This is a genomic window from Staphylococcus sp. B1(2026), from assembly GCF_058895785.1.
The window spans coordinates 63,328-88,367 of sequence record NZ_JBZXTS010000001.1 but is presented as its reverse complement, the minus strand read 5'-3'; the positions used below and the strand labels follow the sequence as shown (position 1 = coordinate 88,367).

The following is a 25,040-nucleotide window of genomic DNA, read 5'->3' as shown; positions in this document are numbered from 1 at the left end:
CTATATTAGTATACCCAAACCAAAACAAAGTTAGGCTATAAGTGAATTAGGTAGATAAGTTATGAGATTGATGTCGACAAAGAAAATGGATGAATTATATGAAATATGTGTGTCTTATTTTGTTGAAACAAGAAGTATAAATTATCCATATTCTATTACTGAAGGTTCGTCAGCATAAGTATTTGAAGTTTGAGAAGAATATAATAAGTTATGCAAAGAATGATGAAGAAAAAAGAAATATATTAATATATGGATAAAAGTCGTTAATGAAAAGTAAGTGAATTTTTAGTATGTAGAGAATAGATAACAATTAAAACAATAAATAAACTACAAATGATAAAATTAAACAAAAATCAGAAAGGAATTTTAAAAAATTTACAACACATATTAAATAACAATGAATTTTGATAAGCAGTTGGTTGAATATATTGGATATGTTATATGTGATTGCAATATTATTTGTAATCCATCAAATATAAACTAAGTGAGTTCTATTGACACGTGTATAGTACTGTTTGTACTCTCAAGATTTAAGTAAATGTAAAACCAATATGTATCTTTCGATATTCTTTCAAGACAACATATTTAAAATATGTTAAGATTAAGGGAAAATAAGAGAAGGAAGTATAATAGAGATGGTTTATATAATTGCAGAGATTGGATGTAATCATAATGGAGATGTTGAATTAGCGAGAAAGATGGTTGATGTGGCTGTATCTTGTGGTGTTGATGCTGTTAAATTTCAAACTTTTAAGGCAGATAAATTAATTTCTAAATATGCACCGAAAGCAGATTATCAAAAAGTGACGACGGGAACTTCTGATAGTCAATTAGAGATGACACGTCGCTTAGAATTATCTTTTGATGAATATTTAGATTTGCGTGATTACTGTTTAGCAAAAGGTGTGGATGTTTTTTCAACGCCTTTTGATGAAGAATCATTAGCATTTTTAATTAGTACGGATATGCCAGTTTATAAAATTCCGTCAGGTGAAATTACTAATTTACCTTATTTAGAAAAAATTGGTCAACAAAATAAAAAAGTTATTTTATCAACTGGAATGGCTGTGATTCCTGAGATTGAAACGGCTATTAAAGTTTTACAAGATAATGGTACAACTGATATTAGTATTTTACATTGTACGACAGAATATCCAACGCCGTATGATGCTTTAAATTTAAATGTTTTACATACTTTGAAAAAACAATTTCCACAATTAACAATTGGTTATTCTGATCATAGTATTGGTTATGAAGTGCCGATTGCAGCAGTTGCCATGGGTGCCGAAGTAATCGAAAAACATTTTACTTTAGATAATAATATGCCTGGACCCGATCATAAGGCGAGTGCAACACCAGATGTGTTAGAAAATTTAGTAAAAGGTATACGTGTTGTTGAACAGGCTTTAGGTCGTTTTGAAAAAATCCCTGAAGCTGTAGAAGAAAAAAATAAAATTGTAGCACGAAAATCTATCGTAGCACTCAAACCAATTAAAAAAGGTGATATTTATAGTGAGGATAATATTACTGTTAAACGTCCAGGTAATGGTATTTCGCCAATGTCTTGGTACGATGTATTAGGTAAAGAAGCACAGGCAGATTTTGAAGAAGATCAAGTGATTACTGATAGCAGATTTAAACCACAAATTCCAGAGGTGTAAAATGAAAAAAATATGTATTGTTACAGGTTCTCGTGCTGAATATGGTATTATGCGACCATTAATTCACAAATTAAATGATGATCAACAATTACATGTAGAGATCATCGCCACTGCAATGCACATGGAAGAAAAATACGGATATACATACAAAACGATAGAACAAGATGGTTTTGATATTGTTAAAAAAATACCTTTACATTTAGTTGATACAACTAAGCAAACAGTTGTTAAAAGCATTTCGTTATTGCAAGTTGCTTTATCCGAGCATTTTGCTAATAATACCTATGATTTAATTATTATTTTAGGTGACCGTTATGAGATGTTGGCAGTATCTAATGTTGCTTTAATTTATAATATACCTGTATGTCATTTACACGGTGGTGAAAAAACATTAGGTAATTTTGATGAATATATTCGACATGCTATTACTAAAATGAGTCATTTACATCTTGTATCTACAGAAAATTTTAGACGACGTGTTATTCAATTAGGTGAACAGCCGCAACGTGTTATTAATACTGGTGCTTTAGGTGTAGAAAATGCGTTAACAATTGATCATTTAGATAAAACAGTATTAGCACAACAATTAAATATTAATTTATTAGAAAATTATTATGTTGTATTATTCCATCCGGTTACTTTAGATGAAGAACAAGCTGCCATGCAACAAATTGATCAATTATTATTTGCTTTAGATCAAATTGATGGTCAGTATATTTTTATTGGTGCCAATTCAGATACTGGATCAGATTTAATTATGGAAAAAATACAACAGTTCGTTAAACGACATATTAATTGTCATTTATTTGCTTCTTTAACGACACAACAATATCATTCTTTAATTAAACATTCACGAGGATTAATTGGTAATTCTTCATCAGGTTTAATTGAGATTCCATCCTTACAGCGTCCAACTTTAAATATTGGTGATCGTCAAAAAGGAAGAATACATGGTGTAAGTGTTATTGATGTACCTTGTGAAACTGCTGCTATCGTTGAAGGGATTAAAAAAATGTCTACGATTACTGATTTTACTAATCCTTATTATCAGCCTAATAGTTCAGAAATAGCTTATCAAACGATTAAACAACATGTTTTAGATAATGTTTCTACATTAAAAGACTTTTATGATATTGAACTTCGAGAGGAGACGCTATAATGAAACAAAAAGTTGCTTTTTTAGGCGCTGGTAGTCATGCAGATGCGGTATTGCCAATTTTAGATTTATTACATTATGATTTTGTTGGTTTTTTTGATGATAAAGATATTGAAACACATGATGGTTATCCGATTTTAGGTAAATTATCAGATGTGATTAGTTGCTTAGAAAATAAACAAATTGATCGTGTTTTTGTAACGATTGGAGATAATGAAAAACGTAAAGAAATTTTTAATGATGTGGCTAAAGATTATTACGATCATATTTTAAATATTATTAGTCCACAAGCAACTGTTTTAACGCCAGATAGTATCAAAGGGCGTGGTATTTTTATTGGTTATGGTGCTTTTGTAGGTTCAAAAGTAGAATTAAATGATAATAGTATTGTTAACACAGGTGCAATTATTGAACATCATACAAAAATTGAAAGTCATTGTAATATTACACCTAATGCTACTTTGAATGGTTTTGTTCATCTAGGTGAATGTGTTTATATGGGAAGTGGTAGTGTAACTATTCAAATGATTAATATTGCACCTCATACAACAATAGGTGCGGGTGCAGTAGTCGTAAAACATATAGAAGAAGCAGGAACTTATGTTGGTGTACCTGCCAAAAAAATTAAATAAGTTGGAGAAAAAAAGATGAAGCCAATTTGTATTATTCCTATATATTCACAGTTAGGTGAGTATTCTCATCAACATGCATTGTATTTAGCTGGACAGCCATTGTTTTGTCATGCGATAACTAAAGCACAACAAAGTCAACTGTTTCAAGAAATTATTATTATAACAGATAATGAAGTTTATGCTGAAATTGCACAACAACAAAATGTTATCGTTAAAATGTATTATGAACGTGCAACAACAGAAAAACAGCTTATTAATGATATGATTTGTCAAATATTAGCAGATTATTCAGAAGAACAAACATTCATGGTACTTAATGCAACAGTAATAGGCGTAGAGACAGCACAATTAATAGCAAGTTATGATCACTATATTAATTCAACAAAATCACATTTAATTACGGTTGCCCCTTTACCCACAAAAATGAATCATTTAATTCAATTAAATGATCAAAATACGACGCCATTATATCAACAAGTGACGAATATGTATTATCCAATTGATGCCTTGATGCTTAGTCGTAAAAAATTCTATTTACAATCTAATGAAATTAATGCCACTAATTCAGAGATTTTTATTTTAGCACAAGAACGTGTATTAATGATTCGTCAACATCAAGATTTTGTACATGTATTAGGTGAAAATTATTTTGACTATAAAGTAAGAGAATATAATAATAAAGCCATGTATTATCAATTGTATGATGATAAATTAAAACAACCTAGTTGTAATAAAGTATTATTAGGTGATTCTCGTACAGTTAATATTCAATTAGCAGAATTTAAAAATTTTGGGTTAGGCGGTGTTACTTTAGCGACATTAATGGATAAAATAGATACTATTTTATCAACTGATGTTAAATTAGCATTGGTATCGATAGGGGTTAATGATTTCATTACTAAATATGATGTATTAACTATTCGAGAAAATTTCAAAAAATTAATTGATATTTGTCAACGAAAAAAAATTCGTTTATTATTAACAACGATTCCATATACATTATATCGTTATGAAGTGAATAATGATGAAATTAAAGAAATGAATCAATGGTTAATAACTTATTGTCATGATAAAAAGGTACCCTTGCTAGAATTAAATCACTTACTGTCATACAATGGTGTACTAAAATATCAATATACTAATGATGGACTACATTTTACAGAAGAAGCTAACCGTTTAATAGAACAACAATATTATCATTTTATTAAACAAAATAGTTAAGATTTGGGGGTATGATAAAAGTTTATCTTTTATCATACCCTAATTTTAATATAAAGATAGTTTTATTATTGCTTGTCTACTTTAAATACAGTATCATTAATAGATAATATGAAAGGATAATGACCATGAAGAAATATCAACGACTTTTTTGTTGTTTAACAACGATACTAAGTTTAGTAGCTTGTTCAAAAAAAGTAGATATCACTGCTTACAATCATTTAACTGAAACGCAGTATACATTACAACGTGATTTACCAAATTATACGCATTTTTGGAAAGATTTAAATTTATTCTTTTCACAAGAAGATGATGAGAAAGTTGCCGCTTTAAAAGCAAATATGCGTCAAAAGATTGCTGAAACAATGAATTATACAGATAAGGATAAATATCCTATTGCCTATAATGGGATACCGTATAGTGATGATTTAATGATGCCAATGACTTCAACAGAGCCGTTTAATACAGGACAATTGAACGGTGCATTAGACAATTATAAGGTTGAAGCAGTAGTATTTAATACATTAGCGTGTGTTAAAGATCATCAACTAGTGATGGATAATGATGAAAGTGCACATATCGGTGAGGCTAATCATCTTACTAGCTTAACAACGATGACGATATACTTAAGAAATATGACAAATAAGCCAATTATTTTTAATGGTAAAAATTCTTTGTTTAGTGTGAGTTTAGGTGATTATCGTTTGTCTTATTTATCAGAAGTCTATGATAAAACACACTATATTTTGCCTAATGGTTATTTTCATTTAACTTATTTACTCGTACCACAACGTTTATTTATGGATAAATATGCTTGGGTAGGGCAAGTAGATGGTCAAACTTTTGAAGTAACGCCTAATGAAGTGTTAAATTTATATCAAGAATATAATGATAAAGATCCGTTAGAGTTGCAGCAACAACTTATTCAAGATCATGATTTTTTAAATCTGTTTCATCAACCTCAATTACAATTAACGATTAAAAATGGTAAATATATTTTTAATACGCAATTACAACGCAAAGAAATAACAAATACCAAATTATATCAATATTTAGGAGACAATCATGACTAATCAATATGATTTAACGGTAATTTTAGCCATTTATAATATGGAAAATTATATTGCTAAATGTTTAGAGAGTATTGTAACACAACAGAATATTAATGATTATCGTTTAAGAATTATTTGTGTTAATGATGGGAGTACTGATAATACTGAACAAATAATACAAAATTATTGTCAACAATATTCATTTATTGAATTACATACTAAAGTCAATGGTGGTGTGTCAGATGCTAGAAATTATGGGTTATCGCTCGTTGAAAATAGCAGGTATACAACTTTTTTAGATCCAGATGATACATGGCAACCCAATTACTTGATAGAAGTTAGTAAAGGGATGATGAATAATGTAGATGCGATTTTTTTTAATATTAATTTATTAGATCGTAACAATAAATTAGTTAAACAATTAACTATTACTAAAGAACATCATAAAAAAGAAGCTTTTATGCTCGCTAAACAAGCATCATGGACAAGAATACATCGCAGTGATTTGTTTGTAGGTATGAAATTTCCGACAGGGATTATTTATGAAGATTTAGCATTAATGCCATATATGACAGCGCAATGTCAGTCGTTTTATTATTGTGAGAGTTTTATTTATAATTATGTTATCGATGTTAAAAATTCTATTATGAATAATCAAAAATCAACAATTTTTGATATTTATCCAGCATTAACTTATTTATTTGAGTTGTTCGGTACTGAGTTCGAGCAATATAAAGATGAATTACAATATCTTGCATTAGAACATTTATGTGTTGGACAATCGTATCGATTATTAAATTATTCTAAGGCAACATTAGCAGATTATCGCCAAATTAATACGTTTATGTCGCAGTATTTTGGTGAACAATGGCATAAAAATAAATATATTCAACAAGGTATTCAAAAAAATAATATTAATTCACTATTAGCTTATGTGGTGCCCCAATTTTTATTTGCATTAAAAAATGGTATATTATTTAAATTATTAAAATTGAGAGGTTTAAAATAATGACAAAAGTATTGTTAATTATTCCAGCTTACAATGAGGCGGAATCAATAGGTGCATTATTAGAAGAACTATCTAATTATCCGCAATATGATTATGTGGTAATTAATGATTGTTCAAAAGATGATACGTCAAAAATTGCACGTGATTATGGTGCAACAGTAATTGATTTACCTATTAATTTAGGGTTAACGGGTGCGGTACAAACAGGTATGATGTATGCTTTAAAACAAGGTTATGATGTTTGTGTACAAATTGACGGTGATGGGCAACATATGCCTTCGGAAATTTATAAATTAATTGATAAAATTAATGAAGGTGTAGATATTGCGATTAGTTCACGTTTTTTAGAGGATGATCAACATTATGATCAAACTTTTTTACGTGCTTTAGGTGCAAATCATATTAAGTTTTGTATTAAATTAATGTCAGGTTTAACATTAACTGATCCAACAAGTGGTATGCGTGCGTTTACACGCCGCGTTTTTGCACAAATGGCGCAAGCTACTAATGAACGTCCTGAACCAGATACAATTTTATATTTTTCACGTTTAGGTTATCGAATTGAAGAGGTACAAGTGACAATGAGAGAGCGTATGGCAGGTGAGTCTTATTTAACACCAATAAAAGCAGCGAAATATATGATTGAAAATACAATCTCATTTATTTTTGTTTATTTAAGAACATTCAAAAAACCACGTAAAGGAGTGAAGTAATCATGACATTAACACTTCAAATTTTATTAATTATTTTTAGTATTTTATTGTTAATTTCTATCGTCAGACAAGTTAATCATGCACGTGTTATCTTTTCAGACTTTAGTTATTGGTTGTTATTTTCTACATTTTTAATATTGATTGCTTTATTCCCTAAATTATCTTATTTCTTAGCACATTTAATGGGAATTAAAACAGTGGCTTTTTCGGTATTTTTAATGGTTGTGACGATGTTGATTATGTTAACTTTAAGTTTATCGTTTAAAGTTTCTGTATTAAATCGTCGTTTTATTCAATTAACACAAAATTTAGCTTTATTAGAGCAAGAACAACAAAAACAATTAGATGAATTAAAGAAATAGGTGACTTATGACGAATAAAAAATCTGTACAATTTAATTTTATATTGAATTTAGTAGACCAGTTTTTTTCTATTTTAGTACCTATAATTACGATGCCATTATTGACGTATGCCTTAAATCCACATTTAGTAGGTGTTAATACTAAAATTTTGACTTTCAACTCTTGGTTTGTTTTTTTGGCAGCTATAGGGATTCCATTATATGGTAGTCGAAATATTGCTAAAATTGCTTATGATAAACAACAAGTTACTACAACATTTAGTAAAATTTTCTCTGTCCAATTTTTATGGGGAAGTTTAATGTTATTCATTTATGTGACATCGGTCTATATTATGATTCCAGATAGTACAACTTATAAAATGGTTTATTATATACCGTGTTTATTAATTATTAATTGTATGTTGGATACAACTTGGTTATTTAATGGTCATGAAATGTTTGCGCCTGTAGTATTGCGTGCTAGTTTAGTAAAATTAGTATCACTAATTTGTATCATCTTGTTAATTAAAACGCCAGAAGATTATTGGCTATATATTGTGATTTATTGTGCATCATTATTAGGTGGACAACTATATACTTTAGCTTTAATTCCCAGATTAATTGATGGTTTTAAAATAGATTTATCACAATGGCAAACGATTTTAAAATCGTGTTTTATATTATTTTTACCACAAATCTCATTAATGATTTTTTCTTTAACAGATAATCAACTACTAGCATTGTTATTATCAGAAAAATATGTTGGATTTTATAGTCAAGCAACAGGTATAGTTAAAGTACCAGTTTTTTTATTAAGCGCATTAGGTATTTCACTATTACCAAGAATTACTTATCTATTTGAGCAAGGTGATTTAATATCGGTTAAGCAACATTTACGTGATTCATTATTATTTACATTATATTTAGCTTGTCCGCTAGCATTAGGTATGGCTGCGGTATCTCAAAATTTAATTAGTTGGTTTTTAGCGGATGGTTTTGAAATTGTCGGTACATATATGGTTTTATTATCACCGATTATTATGACTATGGCTTTAGGTAATGTGTTAGGTCGACAAGCTTTAATGTCTATGAATTTAAGTAAACAATATAGCTTATCAATTACACTAGCAGCAGTTGTCAATATTATTTTAGATTTATTACTTATCCCTTATTTTGGTGTAATTGGTTGTATTGTAGCAACATTAATTGCAGAAATGTTAATTGTTAGTTTACAATGTTATTATGTAAGACATATGTTTGAATGGCCACTAGTTCTATCTTCAATGGTTAAGTATGTTAGTGCAGCAGTTATTATGTATTTAATAATTGCATATCTATTACCACAATTATTTATGGTAACACCGGTTATCTTAACGATATTACAAGTGATAACAGGTATAATTGTTTACGGTCTATGTCTATTCTTATTAAAAGATACAATACAACAGACATTGTTAAAAAATATAATTAAGAAAGTGAGATAAGGTTATGACGAAGAAGATTTTGATTACTGTCAGTGCGTTAGCTATTGGTGGTACTGAACGTGTACTATTAAATTTGATTAATCAATTACCCAAAAATTACGAAATAGATGTTTTAACTTTTTTTGATATTCATACGATGGCTAAAGAGTTACCCAGTCACGTAAATTTAACTTCGATTTGGCATACAGATAGTTCAGTCATAGGTAAAAAAGAAATGTTAAAAATGGCTTGGCATCTACATTCTATTAAATCAGCTAAAAAATTGTATCAAAAAACAGTCTTTAAAAATTATGATGTTGAAATTTGTTTTTCTGAATGGGGAATGACGCCATCATTTATTGCGGCTAGTACTTCAACAACTTCTAAAAAAGTTTGTTGGATTCATTTTGATGCACAAATAAAAGATTATACATATAAAGGTTTGTATCCTTTTGGTAAAATTTTAAATCATTATGATCGTATTAATTGTGTCTCACAAACGGCACAACAAGGTTTATTAACAACATTTCCAATGATTAAAAAACATAAAACAGCAGTTGTATATAATCCAGATAATCCTAGAGAGGTTGTTGTAAAAGCTGGTTTAGAAAACCCGTTTGAAAAGCAAGATTATATGGGTGTCAATATTTTATTTGTAGGTCGTTTAGTGAATCAAAAAGGTGTAGATCGCTTATTAGAAGCTCATGAAAAATTATCAAGTAAATATTCTGATTATACTTTACATATTGTAGGAAGTGGTTCAGAAGAAGCAACACTCAAAACTTATGCTAAAAATCATAAACTAGAGAATATTGTTTGGTGGGGACAGCAACAAAATCCGTATCCCTTCATGAAATTTGCTAATTTGATTGTGATGCCTTCTCGTTTTGAAGGTTTACCTACAGTGATGATTGAAGCTTTACATTTAAAAACACCATTAATTATTACTGAAGTATCAGGTGCAATGGAAATAGCACAAGGTGCTTCTAATGTATGGGTCGTTGATAATTCTCAAAGTGCCTTTGAACGACAATGGGAACAATGGTTAGCAAACAAAAATTATTTTCAAGAAGTAATCAATTTTGATTATAATTGGCAAGAAAGTGTTGCACAATTTATCAATTATATTGAGCAATAAATATCATTTAAAGTAAGGAGAAAGATAGTGTGAAAACATTAATCATTATGTTTATTTTTTTAAGCTTAATGTTAGTTGTGTCTACCATTGTAGGAAAAGCATTTACCCATATTGTTAAATTTAATAAAGTAAAACTTCACTACGTTTATGGTTTTATTGTTTTATTAGCAACATTTTGGTTAACAACAACACCGTTAGCCTTTATGCATCAATCAATAACAGAAATTAGCTATATGGCTAGTGGTAGTTTATTAATATTGATTATAGCTTCGGCCATTTATTGTTACTATCATCAATTATTACCAACTATAAGCTGGACTTATTTTAGGCAACAATATTGGTTTTTAATGTTAACATTTGTTGTAGTACTAACAATTTGGTTAGTGCTACAAATTAATTATTTTGGAATTAATATTAATAATAATTTTTCTATTGATAATGAAGTTTACCGTAATATTGTGGTAGATAATTATTATGGGCAAGAAGTTTATACAGTTAATCCCAGAAATGGTTTTATTAAATTAACAGAATTTGCTTATTTAATTACTTCAAGTTTATTATTACCAGCTTATTTAGCAAAATTATTTATGGTGTCACCAGTAGCAATGTGGGAAACGTATTATCCAGCTTGGCTTATTCTGTTTATGATTAGTTTAGTTTATGAAGCTTTACAATTCTATGTGAACAAAGCTTTCAAAGTTTATACAGTAGCTGGTATTTTATTTTTAGCATTGTTTAGTTGGCATATAGAAACTTTTTATAATGCTGAAATTAATAAATTTTTTGTTGAACCTGCGTACCCAACTTCTTCAACAATTTTTTATCCAATAATGGTGACCTTAATTTTAGTACAACAAATAAAAAATAAGAATATATTTTCATTATTTATCCCGACCATTGTCATGGCTATGGCGGCATTAGCGTTTCATAGTGTTACATTAGTTTGTTTTATTTTGTTATTGGCAATAGCTATTATTTTATATCAAATAACAAACTGGAAAGAAATGTCACGTAAACTTGCAGTCAGTGGAATGATTTTTACAGTTATTGTGTTTATCAGTGTTTGTGTAGGTAGTTATATCATGAATGGTGCACGTGCATTAAAATTAGTACCTAGTGCATCGAATTTTGAATATAGTTTATATTTAAATTACATGCATGATTTCTTTGTACCTGTTATTATCGCAACCATTTTTATTTTCAATAAGTTAACCAAAGAGCAAAAAATTTATTTTGTAGTGTATCCATTACTACTTATCCTGATGTTAAAAATTCCAGGACCGCGAGAAGTGATTTTTAATGCTTTATTGTTTGGTGGTAGACGTTTAGGTGATAGTGTAGTCACTTTTTCTATATTATTATTATTCGGTGCGTACATGCCAGTTATTATCATGCGTGTATGGACGTATCAACATCGTAAAAAAATATTATTACTTTTGTTTGTTGTGATGACATTATTGACATCAAATCGTATATCTTCTGTCGTTACTGGTAATTTTTCAGTTGGTCTAAATCGTTTGAATGATGCGAATAACACGCATCCAAGTTATTACCAATTGTTAAATATACTACAAACAGATGCACAGCAGCACCATAAAGAAATTACAATTTTTGCACCTCGAATGATGAATATTTATGAACCAGGTTATAAAGGTAATAAAGTGAAAGCACAATCGTTGTATTTCCAATTATCGTTTTTAAGATCATTTGATCCTACAATTAAAATATATGAGCAAAGTTATGAAAATAGTCCAGTGATTAATATAGATGAACCTGACAGACCACTTTATAGCCAAGCTGGTATTTGTTTATTTTACCAAAATGTTTCTTCAGCACCTTGGCGAACAGGCGTACCAGAATTATCACAAGAAGATTTAATTAAGCAATGCCATACACCACAATTTAATGCTGATTTCACACGATTATTAAATAAATATCAAATTAACTATATAATTGTATCCAAAAATGATGATACTTATGATTGGTATTTGAATCAACTAACATTAATTGGTGAAATTAAAGATGATAAATTTAAAGATGTTTTGAGAATATATAGTATTAATCATTAATGAATAGGAGTAAAATTGTGGAAGTAAAAAGAAGAATTCAGGAGAAGAGAATTAAAAAACGTCAAAGATATATTAGATTAAGTTTAACAAGTTTAGCTATTTTACTAATTTTTTTAATAGGTAGTTTAACTTATGGTTATATTAAAGGTAAAATGACGGATAATAAAATTGATCAGCAATTAAATATAATTGATGAACAGCAACTGATTAGAAAAAAAGTTTTTACTTTATATGATTTAGAACATAATGGTGTACTAGCGCCTACGAGTGAAGTAGAAGCTTCAGTCGTAAGATATCATCATGTTGTTAATCATTATTATAGTTTATTGTATCAAAATGCTGATAGTGTGTTTAAATCACATACTTTTGTTATTTCAGAAGATCAGCTTTATCGTACATTGACGTATTATATTGATAATAAAATGATGAAACAAGCTTATGAGGTGACACCATGGTCATTAATTTTACCAGCAAAAGATGAACTAGTGGCACAAATATTAAAACAGCATCAAACATCAAGTCTATCATCATTATTTGAAGGTATAAATGTTGATAAATTTGACAAAAAATTGTTGAATTTAGGTTATCAATTATCTTATAGTAATAATCTTTATATGACTGAACCGCAAGCTGTGTTTAAAGCAGCACCTGAAAATGAAGTTGACGAAGAAGGTGTGTTTGGTTATCGTATTCCAGCATTTTTAACAACAGATAAAGGAACATTATTAGCTGTAACAGATCAACATAAAAATGATAATTCAGATTCTGGTGACATTAATGCAATTTTAAGGCGTAGTGTAGATGATGGTACCACATGGCTAGACAATCAAATTTTGTTAGATTTATATGATAGACCTGGTAATTCTAAAAAACAAAAAATGTCTGCTTTTAATATTGATTCTGCTATGGTGCAAGATCCTGAAACTAAACGTATTTTTATAGTATATGACATGTTTCCGGAAATGGATGGTATATTAGATATTAAATCTAATGATTGGCCATATAAAGAAGTGAATGGCGAACAACGTTTAATTTTATTAGATGGTAATAATGTATATACAGTAGATAGTCAAGGGAGCGTGTATGATGCAGCTAATACACCTACAAATTATCGTGTGGTTGTTAATCCAACAGAAAAGAATTATCATGACAAAGGTGATTTGTATCAAAATGAAGTATTGGTAGGTAATATATATGCTAAAGACTCTCCATTAAGTGTAGTTAAAACATCATATGTTTGGTATCAATACAGTGATGATGATGGTCAAAATTGGTCGGCGCCTATTGATATGACAGCAGCAGTTAAACCGTCTTGGGCAGCTTTTTATGGTGTTGGTCCGGGGACAGGTATTGCTTTACAAAATGGTCGTTTAATTTTTTCAAGTTATGCAACGAACACGATAGGTGGTTTAAAAGCATCAGAGTCTACACATACTATTTATAGTGATGATCATGGTGAAACTTGGCAAAGCTCTGAAGCAATTAATGATGGTCGTTTATATAATGGCGATGTATTGTTTGCGGAAACATTGAATAATGTTGATGCACAAAATTCTGAAGGTCAGATGATTCAATTAAATAATGGTCAATTACAAATGTTTATGAGAAATAAAACAGCAAATGTCCAAATTGGAGAAAGTCAAGATAATGGTACAACTTGGTTAGATGAAATACGTGAAACGGATATTCATGAACCAGGTGTACAAATGTCAGTATTACATATTAATTATGGTGGACAAGAATATGTTTTAGTTTCTAATCCCGATGGTCAAAGAGTAGATGGCTCTGTGGGGATTGCAAAAGTATTAGAAGACAATACTTTAGAATGGGTTGGTTCAATGAGTATTCAAGAAGGTACATATGCTTATAGTTCTATCGTTCAACAAAAAAATGACGAATATGGAAATGCAATGTTTGGTATTATCTATGAGCATAGTGAACCAGGAGAAAATTTATTCTCGATTTATTATCGTAAGTTTAATTTAGATTACTTACTAAATAATGATATTACACAAAGCCAACAATTATTCTTAATAGATGAAATGAAATTAGAGAATAATCAGTATCGAATTCAATTATCAAATGGCGCAGTGATTTATTATTAACAGTAAAAAGAACTCAACATCTTATGATGCGGAGTTCTTTTTGTTATAAATGTAATTCGCTATTAGGGCGAAAATAAAAGGCCCTATAATTAAAGTGATTGCTTGTACAATTTCACCTTGTTTCAATGGATCTATAATTTGAAATAGTACAGCAATAAAGACACAAGTACAAGTTGAAATGGCTAGACCATTATTTATATAATTGCGATTAAAATATAATTCTTTTTTAGGTAAAAGTGCTTTTTTTACAAAAAATGGAAAACTCAATGCAACAATGAAATAAGGTAAAGAACGTGCAATATTTGTCATATAAGTTAATTGATTATATAGTTCTTTAAATGCCGAGTTTTGAATTGAAATAGCAATAATCACTAACATAATAACGACGGCTTGAATACATAAAGCGAATGTTGGCATATGATGTTTGTTTAATTTAGTCATACGTTGCGACCACATAGTAGCCGGTGTACCCATTAAAATACTTTTTAATGGACCGTATGAAATAGTTGATAATAAACCAAGATACGCTGTAAATAAAACAAAAGCTGTATAACGATAATAAATTTGATATAGTAATTCACTTGCTGAAGCAGATAAGCCTAATGTCGTTGCAACATGTTTTGCCATACTTCCAGTTAAACCATACATAATATTACCTAAATGTAATTGTTCAATTTCACGTAATTCATTTAAATTATTAGCCCCACTCCATAAAATGATACCACAAATATATAATGTCACAATAATTAATGTACTGATTAAAATTGCTTTTGGAAAACGACGACGACTGTCACCTGTACGATCGGCTAAGCTAGATACAGTATCTAAACCACCAAAAGCTGTAATAGCAAAAATGAAAAATGGTAATTGAGATAAGAAATCATTACTTGTGCTTTTGAAAAAACTTGGTGCATGTTGACTAATAGATAAATTTGTTAAAAATTGATCGCTATGTTGGCTAATTAAATAACTATTACTAATTAAAGATAAAATAAGTAAGCCTACCATCGCTAAACTACTGATAGTTAGTAGTGATAGAATATTTTGGAAGCCTTTTATAATAATTAATGTAATCAGTGTAACACTGAAACAAGCTAAACACGGCACTATAATATTAGTTGATATACCGAAAATAGTATCTTGTTTAGAAATATCTTTTCCAAATAATAAAATTGATAAGGGAATCCACAATTTTAAAAATAAACTAACCATCCAAGTAAAATAACTACCATACCATAATGCTGTGGTAATAAATGCAATTCTTGGAGATAATGATTCTTTTAACCAGTCATAAATTGTACCAGACTGATGAGCATAATATTTAGCATATTGAGAAACAATTAATGCATAAGGAATAAAATAACATAATGCACTAATGATAAACCAAGGTAAAGACTTAGTGCCCATCATAACAAAAGCTGTAGACATACTAGAAAAAGAATACACCGTAGTTGTAATAATTAAAATTAAAGTAATTAACGATGGCTTCTTGCTCATTTTAAAGACCTCCATTATAATAAAATATAATCGTCATAAATTTATGACTTATGCCCTAATATTATGAAATATACTATTCAAAATCAATAATATTTCTAATAAATAATAAAATAGATATTCAATTGTGACATTTCTTTGTCAAATTTAATCTTAGAAGAGGCAAACTATGAAAAAAATAAATGATTGGTTAGAGCAGCAACAACAACGATGGCAAGCTGATTTTGTAGCTGTTGCCAGACAAATTACAGATAGCAATGGATGTTTGGTTATTAAATGGACAAATGTTGTAGGTCAACAAAGTTTAGCTTATCAAAAAATAAAGTTACAAATAGGTAAAGGTTTAGCTGGTGAAATTTGGAAAACGGGACGTTGTCAAATGATGACTAATTTACAACAAAAGAAAGCAGAACTTTATAATTATCCTATAGCACGTATTGAACAGTTAGATATGGTGATGGGTGCCCCAGTGTTTCATCAGTCACAATTAATTGCCGTTGTTATACTTGGTTACCGTCATCAACAATCCTATTCATTTGAAGATTGTCAACATTTTGCAGTAGTCGCTAATGACTTAGTAGAGATATTATTGGAGGTCAAATAAATGCAATTACCTAAAATTTTTTTTGAAAAGTTAGAAGTTGCAGTGTGGATATTAGATCATCAGCATCAAGTATTAGATAAAACACAAGTTGCTGAAAAAATAGAAGCTAATTATCAAATTGATTTATCAACAATTATTGCTATTAGTCAAGGAGAAGTGAGTCCCTTTGATGATATTGCTTTACAATGTATGAGTTGTCCAATTCACGATATGATTTTTGCACAAGGGTTTCCATTAGTATTAAAAAATAATGATGGTGCACTAATTGATTTCTGGGGACAAGTGACTATTGAAGCGGATTTAATATATATTCAAATTAAAGAAAAACTATATATTAACTCATTAAATAAAAATAGATTATTATTAGAATATTTAAATGAGGTGCGTGAAAAAGAACAAAAAAGAATTGCTTTAGATTTACACGATAGTATCGCACAAAGTGTTTATAGTTTAATGTTAGAAGTAAGAAGTTTGAAATGGTTATCAGGACAACAGCAAACCTATAAAATCCAAGAAATCGATCAACATTTTTCATTAGCATTACAAGAAATTAAAGATTTGGCTCGACAATTGCGCCCGATTTCAATTGATGAAGTAGGCTTGATTTCTGCTTTAAAACAATTTATTGTCCGTCACGAAGAAATGACTGGATTTGATATTCAATTAGAGGTTGTAGGTAAAGAACCTATTTTAGCAGATCAATTTCGTATTGCTATTTATCGTGTTATTCAAGAAGCAACAACTAATGCAGTTAAATATTCAGGTATAAATACTTGTTATGTATATATTCATTTCAATGATAAAGATATGAGCGTCATTATTGAAGATCATGGTGTAGGATTTGATGTGAATTTAGAAAAAAATGGTTTTGGTTTATACAATATGCAAGAACGCATTTATGCATTAAAAGGCACAATTAATATTTCATCAATACAACAAAAAGGTACAACAATTATGATTAAAGTACCTTATCAAATAGAAGGAGATAAATATGAACTTATTAATAGCAGATGATCATGCCATGATTAGAAACGCTTTGTCATTCTTACTCAATATGCATCCTGATATGACAGTTATCGGCGATGCAGCTAGTGGAAATGAAGTTTTCATCAAAATAGAAAATTTACCAGTTGATATTGTTTTGATGGATATTAGTATGCCACCTGGTGAAAATGGTTTACAAACTACTAAACGTATTAAAGAAGCTTATCCACATATTAAAGTCATTATTTTAACGATGCATGATGAAGAAGTGTTTGTCAGAGGTGCCATTGAAGCAAAAGCAGATGGTTATATTTTAAAAAATGCAACGGACGAACATCTCATTGAATGTATTCAAGCTGTTAATGCAGGGCAATGTTATTATGATGGTTATAGTGAAAAAATGTTAGAGAGTTTTATTTTAGAAGATGAAGATCCACTATATGCCACTTTATCAAAAAGGGAAAAAGAAATTTTACCACTTATTGCTTTAGGTCATAATAATAAAGATATTGCAGAAAAATTATTTATTTCAGTAAAAACAGTAGAAGCACATAAAACGAATATTAAAAGAAAACTGAAAATGACAAATTATGCAGATTTATTACAATACAGTTTAAAACATCATTTAATTGATTATTAAAGAAGGAGAAGACTTATGAAACAAGGATTTATTTATGTATTACACGGTCGAAAAGATAGAGTAACTGAAGCGAATATGGATGTATTAGCGCGTGTATCTCAAAAAGTGACAGCCCCAACTTTAGTAGGTTATTTAGAAGGTGATCATCAAACATTAGAAATGTCGATTGAAACTTTGCAAGAGCAAGTTGATGAACTGATTTTTATTCCAGTATTATTATTTCCAGCAACACATGCTTTAGAAGATTTACCACAACGCATTGAAAAAACATTACAGACAAATAAACTATTTAAAATTGCTCCAACACTAGCGACATCTAAAGCAATCATTGATTTTTATGTTATGCAAACTAAAGTAGCATTACAATCTCATCCGAATTATAATACATTAATTATTGCACACGGTACACCACATTATGATTTGCCACATCAACAATTAATAGAGATTTGTCAAAAAATTTCAGAACAAGTACCATGCCAAGTGTTTGGTGCAAATCATCATGGTAAGCATACGTATCAAGAATTTCTAGCAGAATATGAAGCGCCATTAATTATTCAACCTTTATTTTTAACTAATGGTTACTTGGTTAATAAAATCAATCGTAATATTCAACAACTTCGTGGCATGAAGGAAGATATATATCTATCAAGTTTAGAAGGTAGCGAGGCTTTATATTTAGCAATTTTAGAAAGGATGTCTGAATATGTATCCGATCATGTTGAACATTAGTCAATTTAATATTATTGTGATAGGTGGTGGCAAAATTGCTACGCGTAAAGTACAAAACTTGTTAGATTGTGGTGCACAATACATAACGATTGTTTCAGATCAGCTAACGCCACAATTACAAAATTTAGTTAATCAACATCAATTAACATGGCAAGCTAGAGTATATCAGCAAGGAGATATTGCAGGCTTTCATATGGTATTACTTTGTACAAATCAAATAACAGTTAATCAACAAATTGCCCAAGAAATTAAACAAGAACAATTATTTAATGATGCCACAAACAAAGAAAATAGTAATTTTTTTAATATGCCGTATTTTAATATACCAGAAGGGATCGTTGCCGTGTCGACATTTGGACAAAAATGCACAACTTCTAAAAGAATTCGTAATCAATTACAAGAAATATTAACTAATATGCATTAAATAAATTCTTTAAGAACGAGAGGACTTAATATTAGGATGTTCAACATCTTAAACATTAAGCCTTTTTTATTGAGGTGATTTAATAAATTTGTATAAAATGTGAACGTTTAACTTATATCATAGGGGATACCCTAATATCACTTTTTAGTCAGCTTATCGTACAATTTAACTACGATAAAAATAAGAAGAGGTGTACTTATGAAAGAACGTTTAGTAGTTATTGGTAATGGTATGGCAGGTGTGCGTACAGTAGAGGAAATCTTAGAACTAGATTCACAACGTTATGACATTACAATTATCGGTAAAGAAGCTTATCCGAATTATAATCGTATTATGTTATCAAATATTTTACAAGCTAAAATGACAGTCGAAGAAGCGATTACGAATCCTTACGAATGGTATGATGAAAATAATATTACTTTAATTAATCACGATCCAGTCGAACAGATAGATAAAGCCAATAAATTAGTGACAACGACATCAGGTAAAATAATTAATTATGATAAATTATTAATTGCTACAGGGTCGCATCCGTTTATTTTACCAGTACCGGGTGCTGATAAAGAAGGCGTTATTCCATTTAGAACAATTGATGATACTGATTTAATGTTAGAAGCAACAAAACAATATAAAAAAGCAGTTGTTATCGGTGGTGGTTTATTAGGATTAGAAGCCGCTAAAGGTTTACAAGTTCAAGGTATGGATGTAACAGTTGTTCATTTAGCACCATGGTTAATGGAAGCACAATTAGATGAAAAAGCAGGTCAATTATTACAACAAGAATTAGAATCTCAAGGCTTAAAATTTTTAATTGGTTATCAAACAACTGAAGTGTTAGGTGATGATCATGTAACAGGATTGAAATTCAGCAATGGCGAAACAATTGACACAGATATTGTTGTGATGTCAATAGGTATTAGACCAGCAGCGGAGTTAGGACGTGCTATTGGTTTAGAAGTCAATCGTGGTATTGTTGTTAATGGTTTTTTAGAAACAAGTGAACCTGATATTTATGCAGTAGGAGAATGTGTAGAGTTTGAAGGTACTTGTTATGGTTTAGTAGCACCATTATTTGAACAAGGAAAAGTGTTAGCACAAGTCTTAACAAAACAAGATAATGTGAAACCTTATGAAGGTTCATTAACATTTACATCATTAAAAGTATCTGGTGCGGAATTATATTCAGCTGGGAATATTACTAATGTAGAAGGTTTAGATAGTATTGAAGCATTCGATAGTGTAGCTAAACATTATAAAAAAATCTATCTAAAAGATGATAAAATTCAAGGTATCGTGTTATATGGTGACACAGATGATGGTAGCCGTTATTTCAATATGATGAAAAAAGGTACGCCTATTGATGATTTACAAAACATTTCAGTATTAAGCGTCATTGGGGAAGCATCAGCAGGTGCAGAAGATGTGTTAAATTGGGATGATGAAGAAATTGTTTGTGGTTGTAATGGTGTTAGCAAAGGAAAAATTTTACATGCCATTCGTATGCAAGGTTTAACAAATGTTGCAGAAGTTGGAAAAGTAACAAAAGCAGGAACATCATGTGGTAAATGTAAATGTGAAGTACAAGTTTTATTAGAAGCAGAATTAGGTGATAGCGTGACAGTCGCTACAGGTATTTGTAGCTGTACAGATTTAGATCGTGATCAAATTATGGCTGAGATTCAATCACAACATTTAACTCATTCAAGCGAAGTATTCGAAAAATTAAACTGGAAAAATCCTGAAGGATGTTCAAAATGTCGTCCAGCAATTAATTATTATTTAAATGTGGTGTGGCCAGCGGAACATGAAGATGAACGTGCATCACGTGTAGTAAATGAACGTATGCATGCGAATATTCAAAAAGATGGTAAGTTTTCTGTTATTCCAAGAATGCGTGGTGGACAAACAAATCCACAACAATTAATTAAAATTGCCCAAGTTGCTGAAAAATATAATGTACCATTAATTAAGATTACAGGGTCACAACGTATTGGATTATACGGTGTTAAAAAACAAGATTTAACAAAAGTATGGGACGAATTAGATATGATTTCAGCGCAAGCTTATGCTAAAGCATTTCGTTCGGTAAAAACTTGTGTCGGTCAACAATTTTGTCGTTACGGTACACAAGATACAATGCGTTTAGGTGTTCGTTTAGAAGAAACATTTGAATTTATTGATACACCACATAAATTTAAAGTAGGGGTATCTGGTTGTCCGAGAAGTTGTGTAGAATCAGCAGTAAAAGATTTTGGTATTGTAGGTGTTGAAAATGGTTTCCAAGTTTTAGTTGGTGGTAATGGTGGTACTGATTTAGTAGAAGCACAATTATTAACTTTAGCTGAAACAGAAGAAGAAGTCATTGATATTTGTGGTGCATTTATTCAATACTATCGTGAAACAGGTATTTATGCAGAACGTACAGCACCATGGTTAGAACGTTTAGGGTTTGAACATGTTCAATCTGTACTAATGGATAAAGCTAAACGTCAAGAATTATGGGAACGTTTGAATATTGCAATAGAAGCTAAAGGTAAAAAGAATCCTTGGCAATCAATTTCTAACAATGTTGATTTACGTGAAAAAATGTATACGATTGATAATCCAGAAAATCCAAATCGTCAGTTAGAACCTAGTGTATAATCTAGAAAGGAAGAGTGAGTAAATTGACAAAAGTATTAGTAACACAAGTCTCTAAGTTAATTCCACAAGTGGGACGCTTAGTGCAGATAGAAGATAAACAAATTGCTGTTTTTCAATTAACAGATGGACGTGTTTTTGCAATTGATGATATTTGTCCGCTAACTCAAGGACCAGTTTTAGAAAGTATTGTTGCAGGTGAGTATTTGTATGAACCAATGCGTGATTATAAAATTTCATTAGTAACAGGTCAAATTGAAGATACAGAAGATGCTTACATGACAGTGTATCCAGTAGAAGTTGTAGCAGACGATATTTATATTGAGGTATAAACGATGATTTCATTTGTAGGTGCAGGGCCAGGTGATATTGAATTATTAACAATTAAGGGTCAACGCAGATTAGCACAAGCACAAGTGGTGATTTATGATCGTTTAGTCAATCCTTTGTTATTATTTCATTGTTCAGCAGAATGTGAGTTTATCTATGTTGGTAAGACACCTTATCAATCTACGGTATCACAAGATAAAATTAATCAAATTATTCTTGAACAGGCACAAAAATATGATCGTGTAGTAAGATTAAAAGGAGGAGATCCTGAAATCTTCGGCAGATTAATTGAAGAATTAGAAGCGGTAAGTAATGCTGAATTATCTTTTGAAATTGTACCAGGTATTACATCAGCAAGTGCGAGTGCTGCCTATAATGGCATGCCCTTAACAGAACGTGGTGTTTCACGTTCTGTCACTTTTACTACTGGCAATTTTCAAGAAAATGTATCAGGAACATTTCCATATTTAATGAAAGAGCAAACTATTTGTTTATATATGGGAATAGAAGCATTACCTAAATTTATAGATTATTTATTGACAAATGGTGTTAATGATACTAAACCAATTGCCGTTATTCATTGGGGAACTTGGGGACGCCAACAAAAAATTATTGGTACTTTGGCAACGATTATACAACAAATCAATCAAACGACGATAGAAAATCCTTCTATGATTATTATTGGTGATATTGTATTAAATCAAGATAAGTACAGTTGGTTTGATAAATTAGAACATTTTGGACAATCTATTTTATTTGTATCAACAGAAAAGCCAAATATGGACCAACTAATTGCTTACACAAGTCAAGGTGCTGAAGTATGGTGGCATCAAGTTGGTGAAAAACGTGATAAACGATTTGATGATATTAGTCAACGTATTTTAAATCAGCAAAACTTTAAAACTATTATTTATTTAGATAGTCAATCACAAAGATTATTTGAAAAAATTTATGCATAATGTGATAATTAAGATAAGTGAAATAGAGTAACTTATCTTAATTATTTTATCTATGAGGAGCTTATGAAAATATTAAAAGTCGGGACACGTACTAGTCCATTAGCATTAAAACAAACAGAATTAGTTATTAATCAATTATTAGCAATACAACCTGATTTAAAATTTGAAATTTTAGGTATATCAACTAAAGGTGATCGTTTAATTAATGCCAAACTTTCTGAAATTGGTGGTAAAGGTGTCTTTGTTAAAGAAGTTGAATATGCATTACTAGAAGAAAAAATAGATTTTGCTGTTCATAGTTTAAAAGATATGCCAGCTATTTTACATCCAAATTTAATACTTGCAGCAACACCGAAACGTGCGACAGTAAATGATTGTTTGATTTTACAAAAAGATAGCCATGTTAAAAATAATTTAGTTATTGGAACAAGTAGCCTTCGACGTGTTAAACAATTGTCATTACTTTATCCGCATTGGCAATTTGTAGATATTAGAGGCAAAATTGAAACACGTCTTGATAAGATGGTAACACAACATTTAGATGGTATTGTACTAGCGTTTGCAGGTATAGAACGTATGGCTTATCAGTCCAAATTACCTCAATATCAATTATTAGATACAACAGCTTGTGTACCTGCAGTTGGGCAAGCTATTTTAGGTGTAGAATGTCGCAAAGATAATCAAGCATTAATTGATTTATTAAGTCAAATTAATGATGATTTGACTTGGCAATCGGCACTAGCTGAAAGACAATTTTTAGCTGCAATGAATGGTAATTGTGACATTCCACTAGGTGCATATAGTTACTATCAAAATAATCAATGGTACTTTCATGCTTTTTTAGCAAAAAATAATCAAGATAGTGGTCGACACCTTAGTTTATCAGGTCAAGATGTTCAGCAATTAGCAATACAAGCAGCAAAGGATTTATTAAATGACTAAAACAATTTTATTAACTAGACCGAGACAATACAATGAGCAAGATGCAGTTTTTTTTCAACAATTAGGTTATCAATGTTTACAATTACCATTAGTTACTATTCAAGAAAAAGTGTTAACAAAGCAGCAACAACAAATGATTCAACAAGCCGATTGGTTATTGTTTACTAGTCAAGCTACCATTAAAATAATGGCACCGTATATTCAAAAGCATAGTCGTATTGCAACAGTAGGGCGTAAAACTGCGCAACAATTACAACAATTAGGATTTAAAGTAGATTTTATTAGTGAAGTAGAAACTAAAGTGTCAATGATGCAAGCATGGTTGAAATTACACCCACAAGGATTGGTTGTTTATGGTAAAAGTCAATTAGCAGACGATTATATTGCACAACAATTAAAACAACACAATCTTAATTTTTATGAATTTATTGCGTATGATAATGTGATGAATAAAGAAAGACAAAAAGAATTAATTCATTTACTGAGAGCAAACAAGATTGATACAGTGTATTTTGCGAGTCCTTCTGCTTGGCAAAGATTTTATCAAGTTTATCAGTATGTGCCAATATCTTTGAATTTTATTGCATTAGGTGTTACGACACAACAGTGTATTAGTAAATCTGGTTATACATCAAAATTAAAACAAGATTTATCTGTATCATTTTTATGAATACAGATAATAGCTTAAAAAGATATTTTATAGATAATATATAAAATAAAAGGATAATAAGTAAAGTT

The 25,040-nt window shown here is 29.9% G+C and carries 23 protein-coding genes; 22 read left to right on the top strand and 1 reads right to left on the bottom strand.

Annotated elements, in window-relative coordinates; genetic code table 11:
- Positions 1-635 precede the first annotated feature (635 nt).
- From neuB to AC5EAH_RS00390, 12 genes are all read left to right on the top strand, one after another.
- Positions 636-1,661, top strand: coding sequence for an N-acetylneuraminate synthase (neuB, locus tag AC5EAH_RS00445; protein WP_493492783.1), 1,026 nt, complete (start codon positions 636-638; stop codon positions 1,659-1,661).
- A gap of 1 nt (position 1,662) precedes the next feature.
- Positions 1,663-2,820: a UDP-N-acetylglucosamine 2-epimerase gene (gene neuC, locus AC5EAH_RS00440; RefSeq protein WP_493492782.1), complete on the top strand. Its 1,158-nt coding sequence runs from the start codon at positions 1,663-1,665 to the stop codon at positions 2,818-2,820.
- The gene (locus tag AC5EAH_RS00435) at positions 2,820-3,449 is read left to right on the top strand and encodes an acetyltransferase (protein ID WP_493492781.1); all 630 of its coding nucleotides are present in this window, start codon (positions 2,820-2,822) and stop codon (positions 3,447-3,449) included. Before neuC ends, AC5EAH_RS00435 begins: the two co-directional genes overlap by 1 nt.
- A 15-nt stretch (positions 3,450-3,464) precedes the next feature.
- On the top strand, positions 3,465-4,670 hold the full coding sequence (locus AC5EAH_RS00430) for a GDSL-type esterase/lipase family protein (protein WP_493492780.1): 1,206 nt from the start codon (positions 3,465-3,467) through the stop codon (positions 4,668-4,670).
- A gap of 125 nt (positions 4,671-4,795) precedes the next feature.
- Positions 4,796-5,740, top strand: a complete 945-nt coding sequence (locus AC5EAH_RS00425; RefSeq protein ID WP_493492779.1) for a hypothetical protein — start codon at positions 4,796-4,798, stop codon at positions 5,738-5,740.
- The gene (locus tag AC5EAH_RS00420) at positions 5,733-6,728 is read left to right on the top strand and encodes a glycosyltransferase family 2 protein (RefSeq protein ID WP_493492778.1); all 996 of its coding nucleotides are present in this window, start codon (positions 5,733-5,735) and stop codon (positions 6,726-6,728) included. The genes AC5EAH_RS00425 and AC5EAH_RS00420 overlap by 8 nt, the downstream gene beginning before the upstream one ends.
- Positions 6,728-7,441, top strand: coding sequence for a glycosyltransferase family 2 protein (locus tag AC5EAH_RS00415; RefSeq protein ID WP_493492777.1), 714 nt, complete (start codon positions 6,728-6,730; stop codon positions 7,439-7,441). Before AC5EAH_RS00420 ends, AC5EAH_RS00415 begins: the two co-directional genes overlap by 1 nt.
- A gap of 2 nt (positions 7,442-7,443) precedes the next feature.
- A complete protein-coding gene (locus AC5EAH_RS00410) occupies positions 7,444-7,803 on the top strand; it encodes a DUF2304 family protein (RefSeq protein WP_493492776.1) in 360 nt (119 codons plus the stop codon).
- A gap of 7 nt (positions 7,804-7,810) precedes the next feature.
- Entirely contained in the window at positions 7,811-9,265 is a 1,455-nt protein-coding gene (locus AC5EAH_RS00405; RefSeq protein WP_493492775.1) for an oligosaccharide flippase family protein, read from the top strand.
- Between the two features lie 4 nt (positions 9,266-9,269).
- The gene (locus tag AC5EAH_RS00400) at positions 9,270-10,382 is read left to right on the top strand and encodes a glycosyltransferase (protein WP_493492774.1); all 1,113 of its coding nucleotides are present in this window, start codon (positions 9,270-9,272) and stop codon (positions 10,380-10,382) included.
- A 29-nt stretch (positions 10,383-10,411) separates the two neighbouring features.
- Positions 10,412-12,451, top strand: coding sequence for a DUF6077 domain-containing protein (locus AC5EAH_RS00395; protein WP_493492773.1), 2,040 nt, complete (start codon positions 10,412-10,414; stop codon positions 12,449-12,451).
- Positions 12,452-12,468: 17 nt separating this feature from the next.
- Positions 12,469-14,556, top strand: coding sequence for a sialidase family protein (locus AC5EAH_RS00390; protein WP_493492772.1), 2,088 nt, complete (start codon positions 12,469-12,471; stop codon positions 14,554-14,556).
- 21 nt (positions 14,557-14,577) lie between these two features.
- On the opposite strand, the gene AC5EAH_RS00385 is transcribed toward AC5EAH_RS00390, so the two are convergent.
- Positions 14,578-16,053, bottom strand: a complete 1,476-nt coding sequence (locus AC5EAH_RS00385; RefSeq protein ID WP_493492771.1) for an amino acid permease — start codon at positions 16,051-16,053, stop codon at positions 14,578-14,580.
- A 166-nt stretch (positions 16,054-16,219) separates the two neighbouring features.
- Here AC5EAH_RS00385 and AC5EAH_RS00380 point away from each other — a divergent pair, with 166 nt between their 5' ends.
- The 10 genes from AC5EAH_RS00380 to AC5EAH_RS00335 all read left to right on the top strand — a co-directional run bounded on the left by AC5EAH_RS00380 (position 16,220) and on the right by AC5EAH_RS00335 (position 24,972).
- Positions 16,220-16,654 carry a GAF domain-containing protein gene (locus AC5EAH_RS00380; RefSeq protein WP_493492770.1) on the top strand — a complete coding sequence of 145 codons (435 nt, stop codon included), beginning with the start codon at positions 16,220-16,222 and terminating at the stop codon, positions 16,652-16,654.
- Positions 16,655-17,668 (top strand): sensor histidine kinase, encoded by a 1,014-nt coding sequence (locus tag AC5EAH_RS00375; RefSeq protein WP_493492769.1) that lies wholly within the window; start codon positions 16,655-16,657, stop codon positions 17,666-17,668. It abuts the gene before it with no gap.
- Positions 17,646-18,278 (top strand): response regulator transcription factor, encoded by a 633-nt coding sequence (locus AC5EAH_RS00370; RefSeq protein ID WP_493492768.1) that lies wholly within the window; start codon positions 17,646-17,648, stop codon positions 18,276-18,278. Before AC5EAH_RS00375 ends, AC5EAH_RS00370 begins: the two co-directional genes overlap by 23 nt.
- Positions 18,279-18,293: 15 nt before the next feature.
- Positions 18,294-19,007, top strand: coding sequence for a sirohydrochlorin chelatase (locus AC5EAH_RS00365; protein WP_493492767.1), 714 nt, complete (start codon positions 18,294-18,296; stop codon positions 19,005-19,007).
- Positions 18,982-19,431 carry a precorrin-2 dehydrogenase/sirohydrochlorin ferrochelatase family protein gene (locus tag AC5EAH_RS00360; RefSeq protein ID WP_493492766.1) on the top strand — a complete coding sequence of 150 codons (450 nt, stop codon included), beginning with the start codon at positions 18,982-18,984 and terminating at the stop codon, positions 19,429-19,431. Before AC5EAH_RS00365 ends, AC5EAH_RS00360 begins: the two co-directional genes overlap by 26 nt.
- 198 nt (positions 19,432-19,629) lie before the next feature.
- Positions 19,630-22,074, top strand: a complete 2,445-nt coding sequence (gene nirB, locus AC5EAH_RS00355; protein WP_493492765.1) for a nitrite reductase large subunit NirB — start codon at positions 19,630-19,632, stop codon at positions 22,072-22,074.
- A gap of 23 nt (positions 22,075-22,097) precedes the next feature.
- On the top strand, positions 22,098-22,403 hold the full coding sequence (locus AC5EAH_RS00350) for a nitrite reductase (NAD(P)H) small subunit (protein WP_493492764.1): 306 nt from the start codon (positions 22,098-22,100) through the stop codon (positions 22,401-22,403).
- A 3-nt stretch (positions 22,404-22,406) separates the two neighbouring features.
- Complete coding sequence (gene cobA, locus AC5EAH_RS00345) at positions 22,407-23,360, top strand: uroporphyrinogen-III C-methyltransferase (protein WP_493492763.1); 954 nt, start codon at positions 22,407-22,409, stop codon at positions 23,358-23,360.
- Between the two features lie 63 nt (positions 23,361-23,423).
- Positions 23,424-24,302, top strand: a complete 879-nt coding sequence (hemC, locus tag AC5EAH_RS00340; protein ID WP_493492762.1) for a hydroxymethylbilane synthase — start codon at positions 23,424-23,426, stop codon at positions 24,300-24,302.
- On the top strand, positions 24,295-24,972 hold the full coding sequence (locus tag AC5EAH_RS00335) for a uroporphyrinogen-III synthase (protein WP_493492761.1): 678 nt from the start codon (positions 24,295-24,297) through the stop codon (positions 24,970-24,972). Before hemC ends, AC5EAH_RS00335 begins: the two co-directional genes overlap by 8 nt.
- The last annotated feature ends 68 nt before the right edge of the window (positions 24,973-25,040 follow it).

What these genes read in the sequence shown, in the direction of transcription:
- AC5EAH_RS00360 (WP_493492766.1), top strand. Translation starts at nt 18,982, where the DNA reads ATGTATCCGATCATGTTGAACATTAGTCAATTTAATATTATTGTGATA.
- AC5EAH_RS00400 (WP_493492774.1), top strand. Translation starts at nt 9,270, where the DNA reads ATGACGAAGAAGATTTTGATTACTGTCAGTGCGTTAGCTATTGGTGGT.
- neuC (WP_493492782.1), top strand. Translation starts at nt 1,663, where the DNA reads ATGAAAAAAATATGTATTGTTACAGGTTCTCGTGCTGAATATGGTATT.
- AC5EAH_RS00435 (WP_493492781.1), top strand. Translation starts at nt 2,820, where the DNA reads ATGAAACAAAAAGTTGCTTTTTTAGGCGCTGGTAGTCATGCAGATGCG.
- cobA (WP_493492763.1), top strand. Translation starts at nt 22,407, where the DNA reads ATGATTTCATTTGTAGGTGCAGGGCCAGGTGATATTGAATTATTAACA.
- AC5EAH_RS00420 (WP_493492778.1), top strand. Translation starts at nt 5,733, where the DNA reads ATGACTAATCAATATGATTTAACGGTAATTTTAGCCATTTATAATATG.
- AC5EAH_RS00335 (WP_493492761.1), top strand. Translation starts at nt 24,295, where the DNA reads ATGACTAAAACAATTTTATTAACTAGACCGAGACAATACAATGAGCAA.
- nirB (WP_493492765.1), top strand. Translation starts at nt 19,630, where the DNA reads ATGAAAGAACGTTTAGTAGTTATTGGTAATGGTATGGCAGGTGTGCGT.
- AC5EAH_RS00405 (WP_493492775.1), top strand. Translation starts at nt 7,811, where the DNA reads ATGACGAATAAAAAATCTGTACAATTTAATTTTATATTGAATTTAGTA.
- AC5EAH_RS00375 (WP_493492769.1), top strand. Translation starts at nt 16,655, where the DNA reads ATGCAATTACCTAAAATTTTTTTTGAAAAGTTAGAAGTTGCAGTGTGG.
- AC5EAH_RS00365 (WP_493492767.1), top strand. Translation starts at nt 18,294, where the DNA reads ATGAAACAAGGATTTATTTATGTATTACACGGTCGAAAAGATAGAGTA.
- neuB (WP_493492783.1), top strand. Translation starts at nt 636, where the DNA reads ATGGTTTATATAATTGCAGAGATTGGATGTAATCATAATGGAGATGTT.
- AC5EAH_RS00370 (WP_493492768.1), top strand. Translation starts at nt 17,646, where the DNA reads ATGAACTTATTAATAGCAGATGATCATGCCATGATTAGAAACGCTTTG.
- AC5EAH_RS00425 (WP_493492779.1), top strand. Translation starts at nt 4,796, where the DNA reads ATGAAGAAATATCAACGACTTTTTTGTTGTTTAACAACGATACTAAGT.
- hemC (WP_493492762.1), top strand. Translation starts at nt 23,424, where the DNA reads ATGAAAATATTAAAAGTCGGGACACGTACTAGTCCATTAGCATTAAAA.
- AC5EAH_RS00380 (WP_493492770.1), top strand. Translation starts at nt 16,220, where the DNA reads ATGAAAAAAATAAATGATTGGTTAGAGCAGCAACAACAACGATGGCAA.
- AC5EAH_RS00415 (WP_493492777.1), top strand. Translation starts at nt 6,728, where the DNA reads ATGACAAAAGTATTGTTAATTATTCCAGCTTACAATGAGGCGGAATCA.
- AC5EAH_RS00410 (WP_493492776.1), top strand. Translation starts at nt 7,444, where the DNA reads ATGACATTAACACTTCAAATTTTATTAATTATTTTTAGTATTTTATTG.
- AC5EAH_RS00385 (WP_493492771.1), bottom strand. Translation starts at nt 16,053, where the DNA reads ATGAGCAAGAAGCCATCGTTAATTACTTTAATTTTAATTATTACAACT.
- AC5EAH_RS00430 (WP_493492780.1), top strand. Translation starts at nt 3,465, where the DNA reads ATGAAGCCAATTTGTATTATTCCTATATATTCACAGTTAGGTGAGTAT.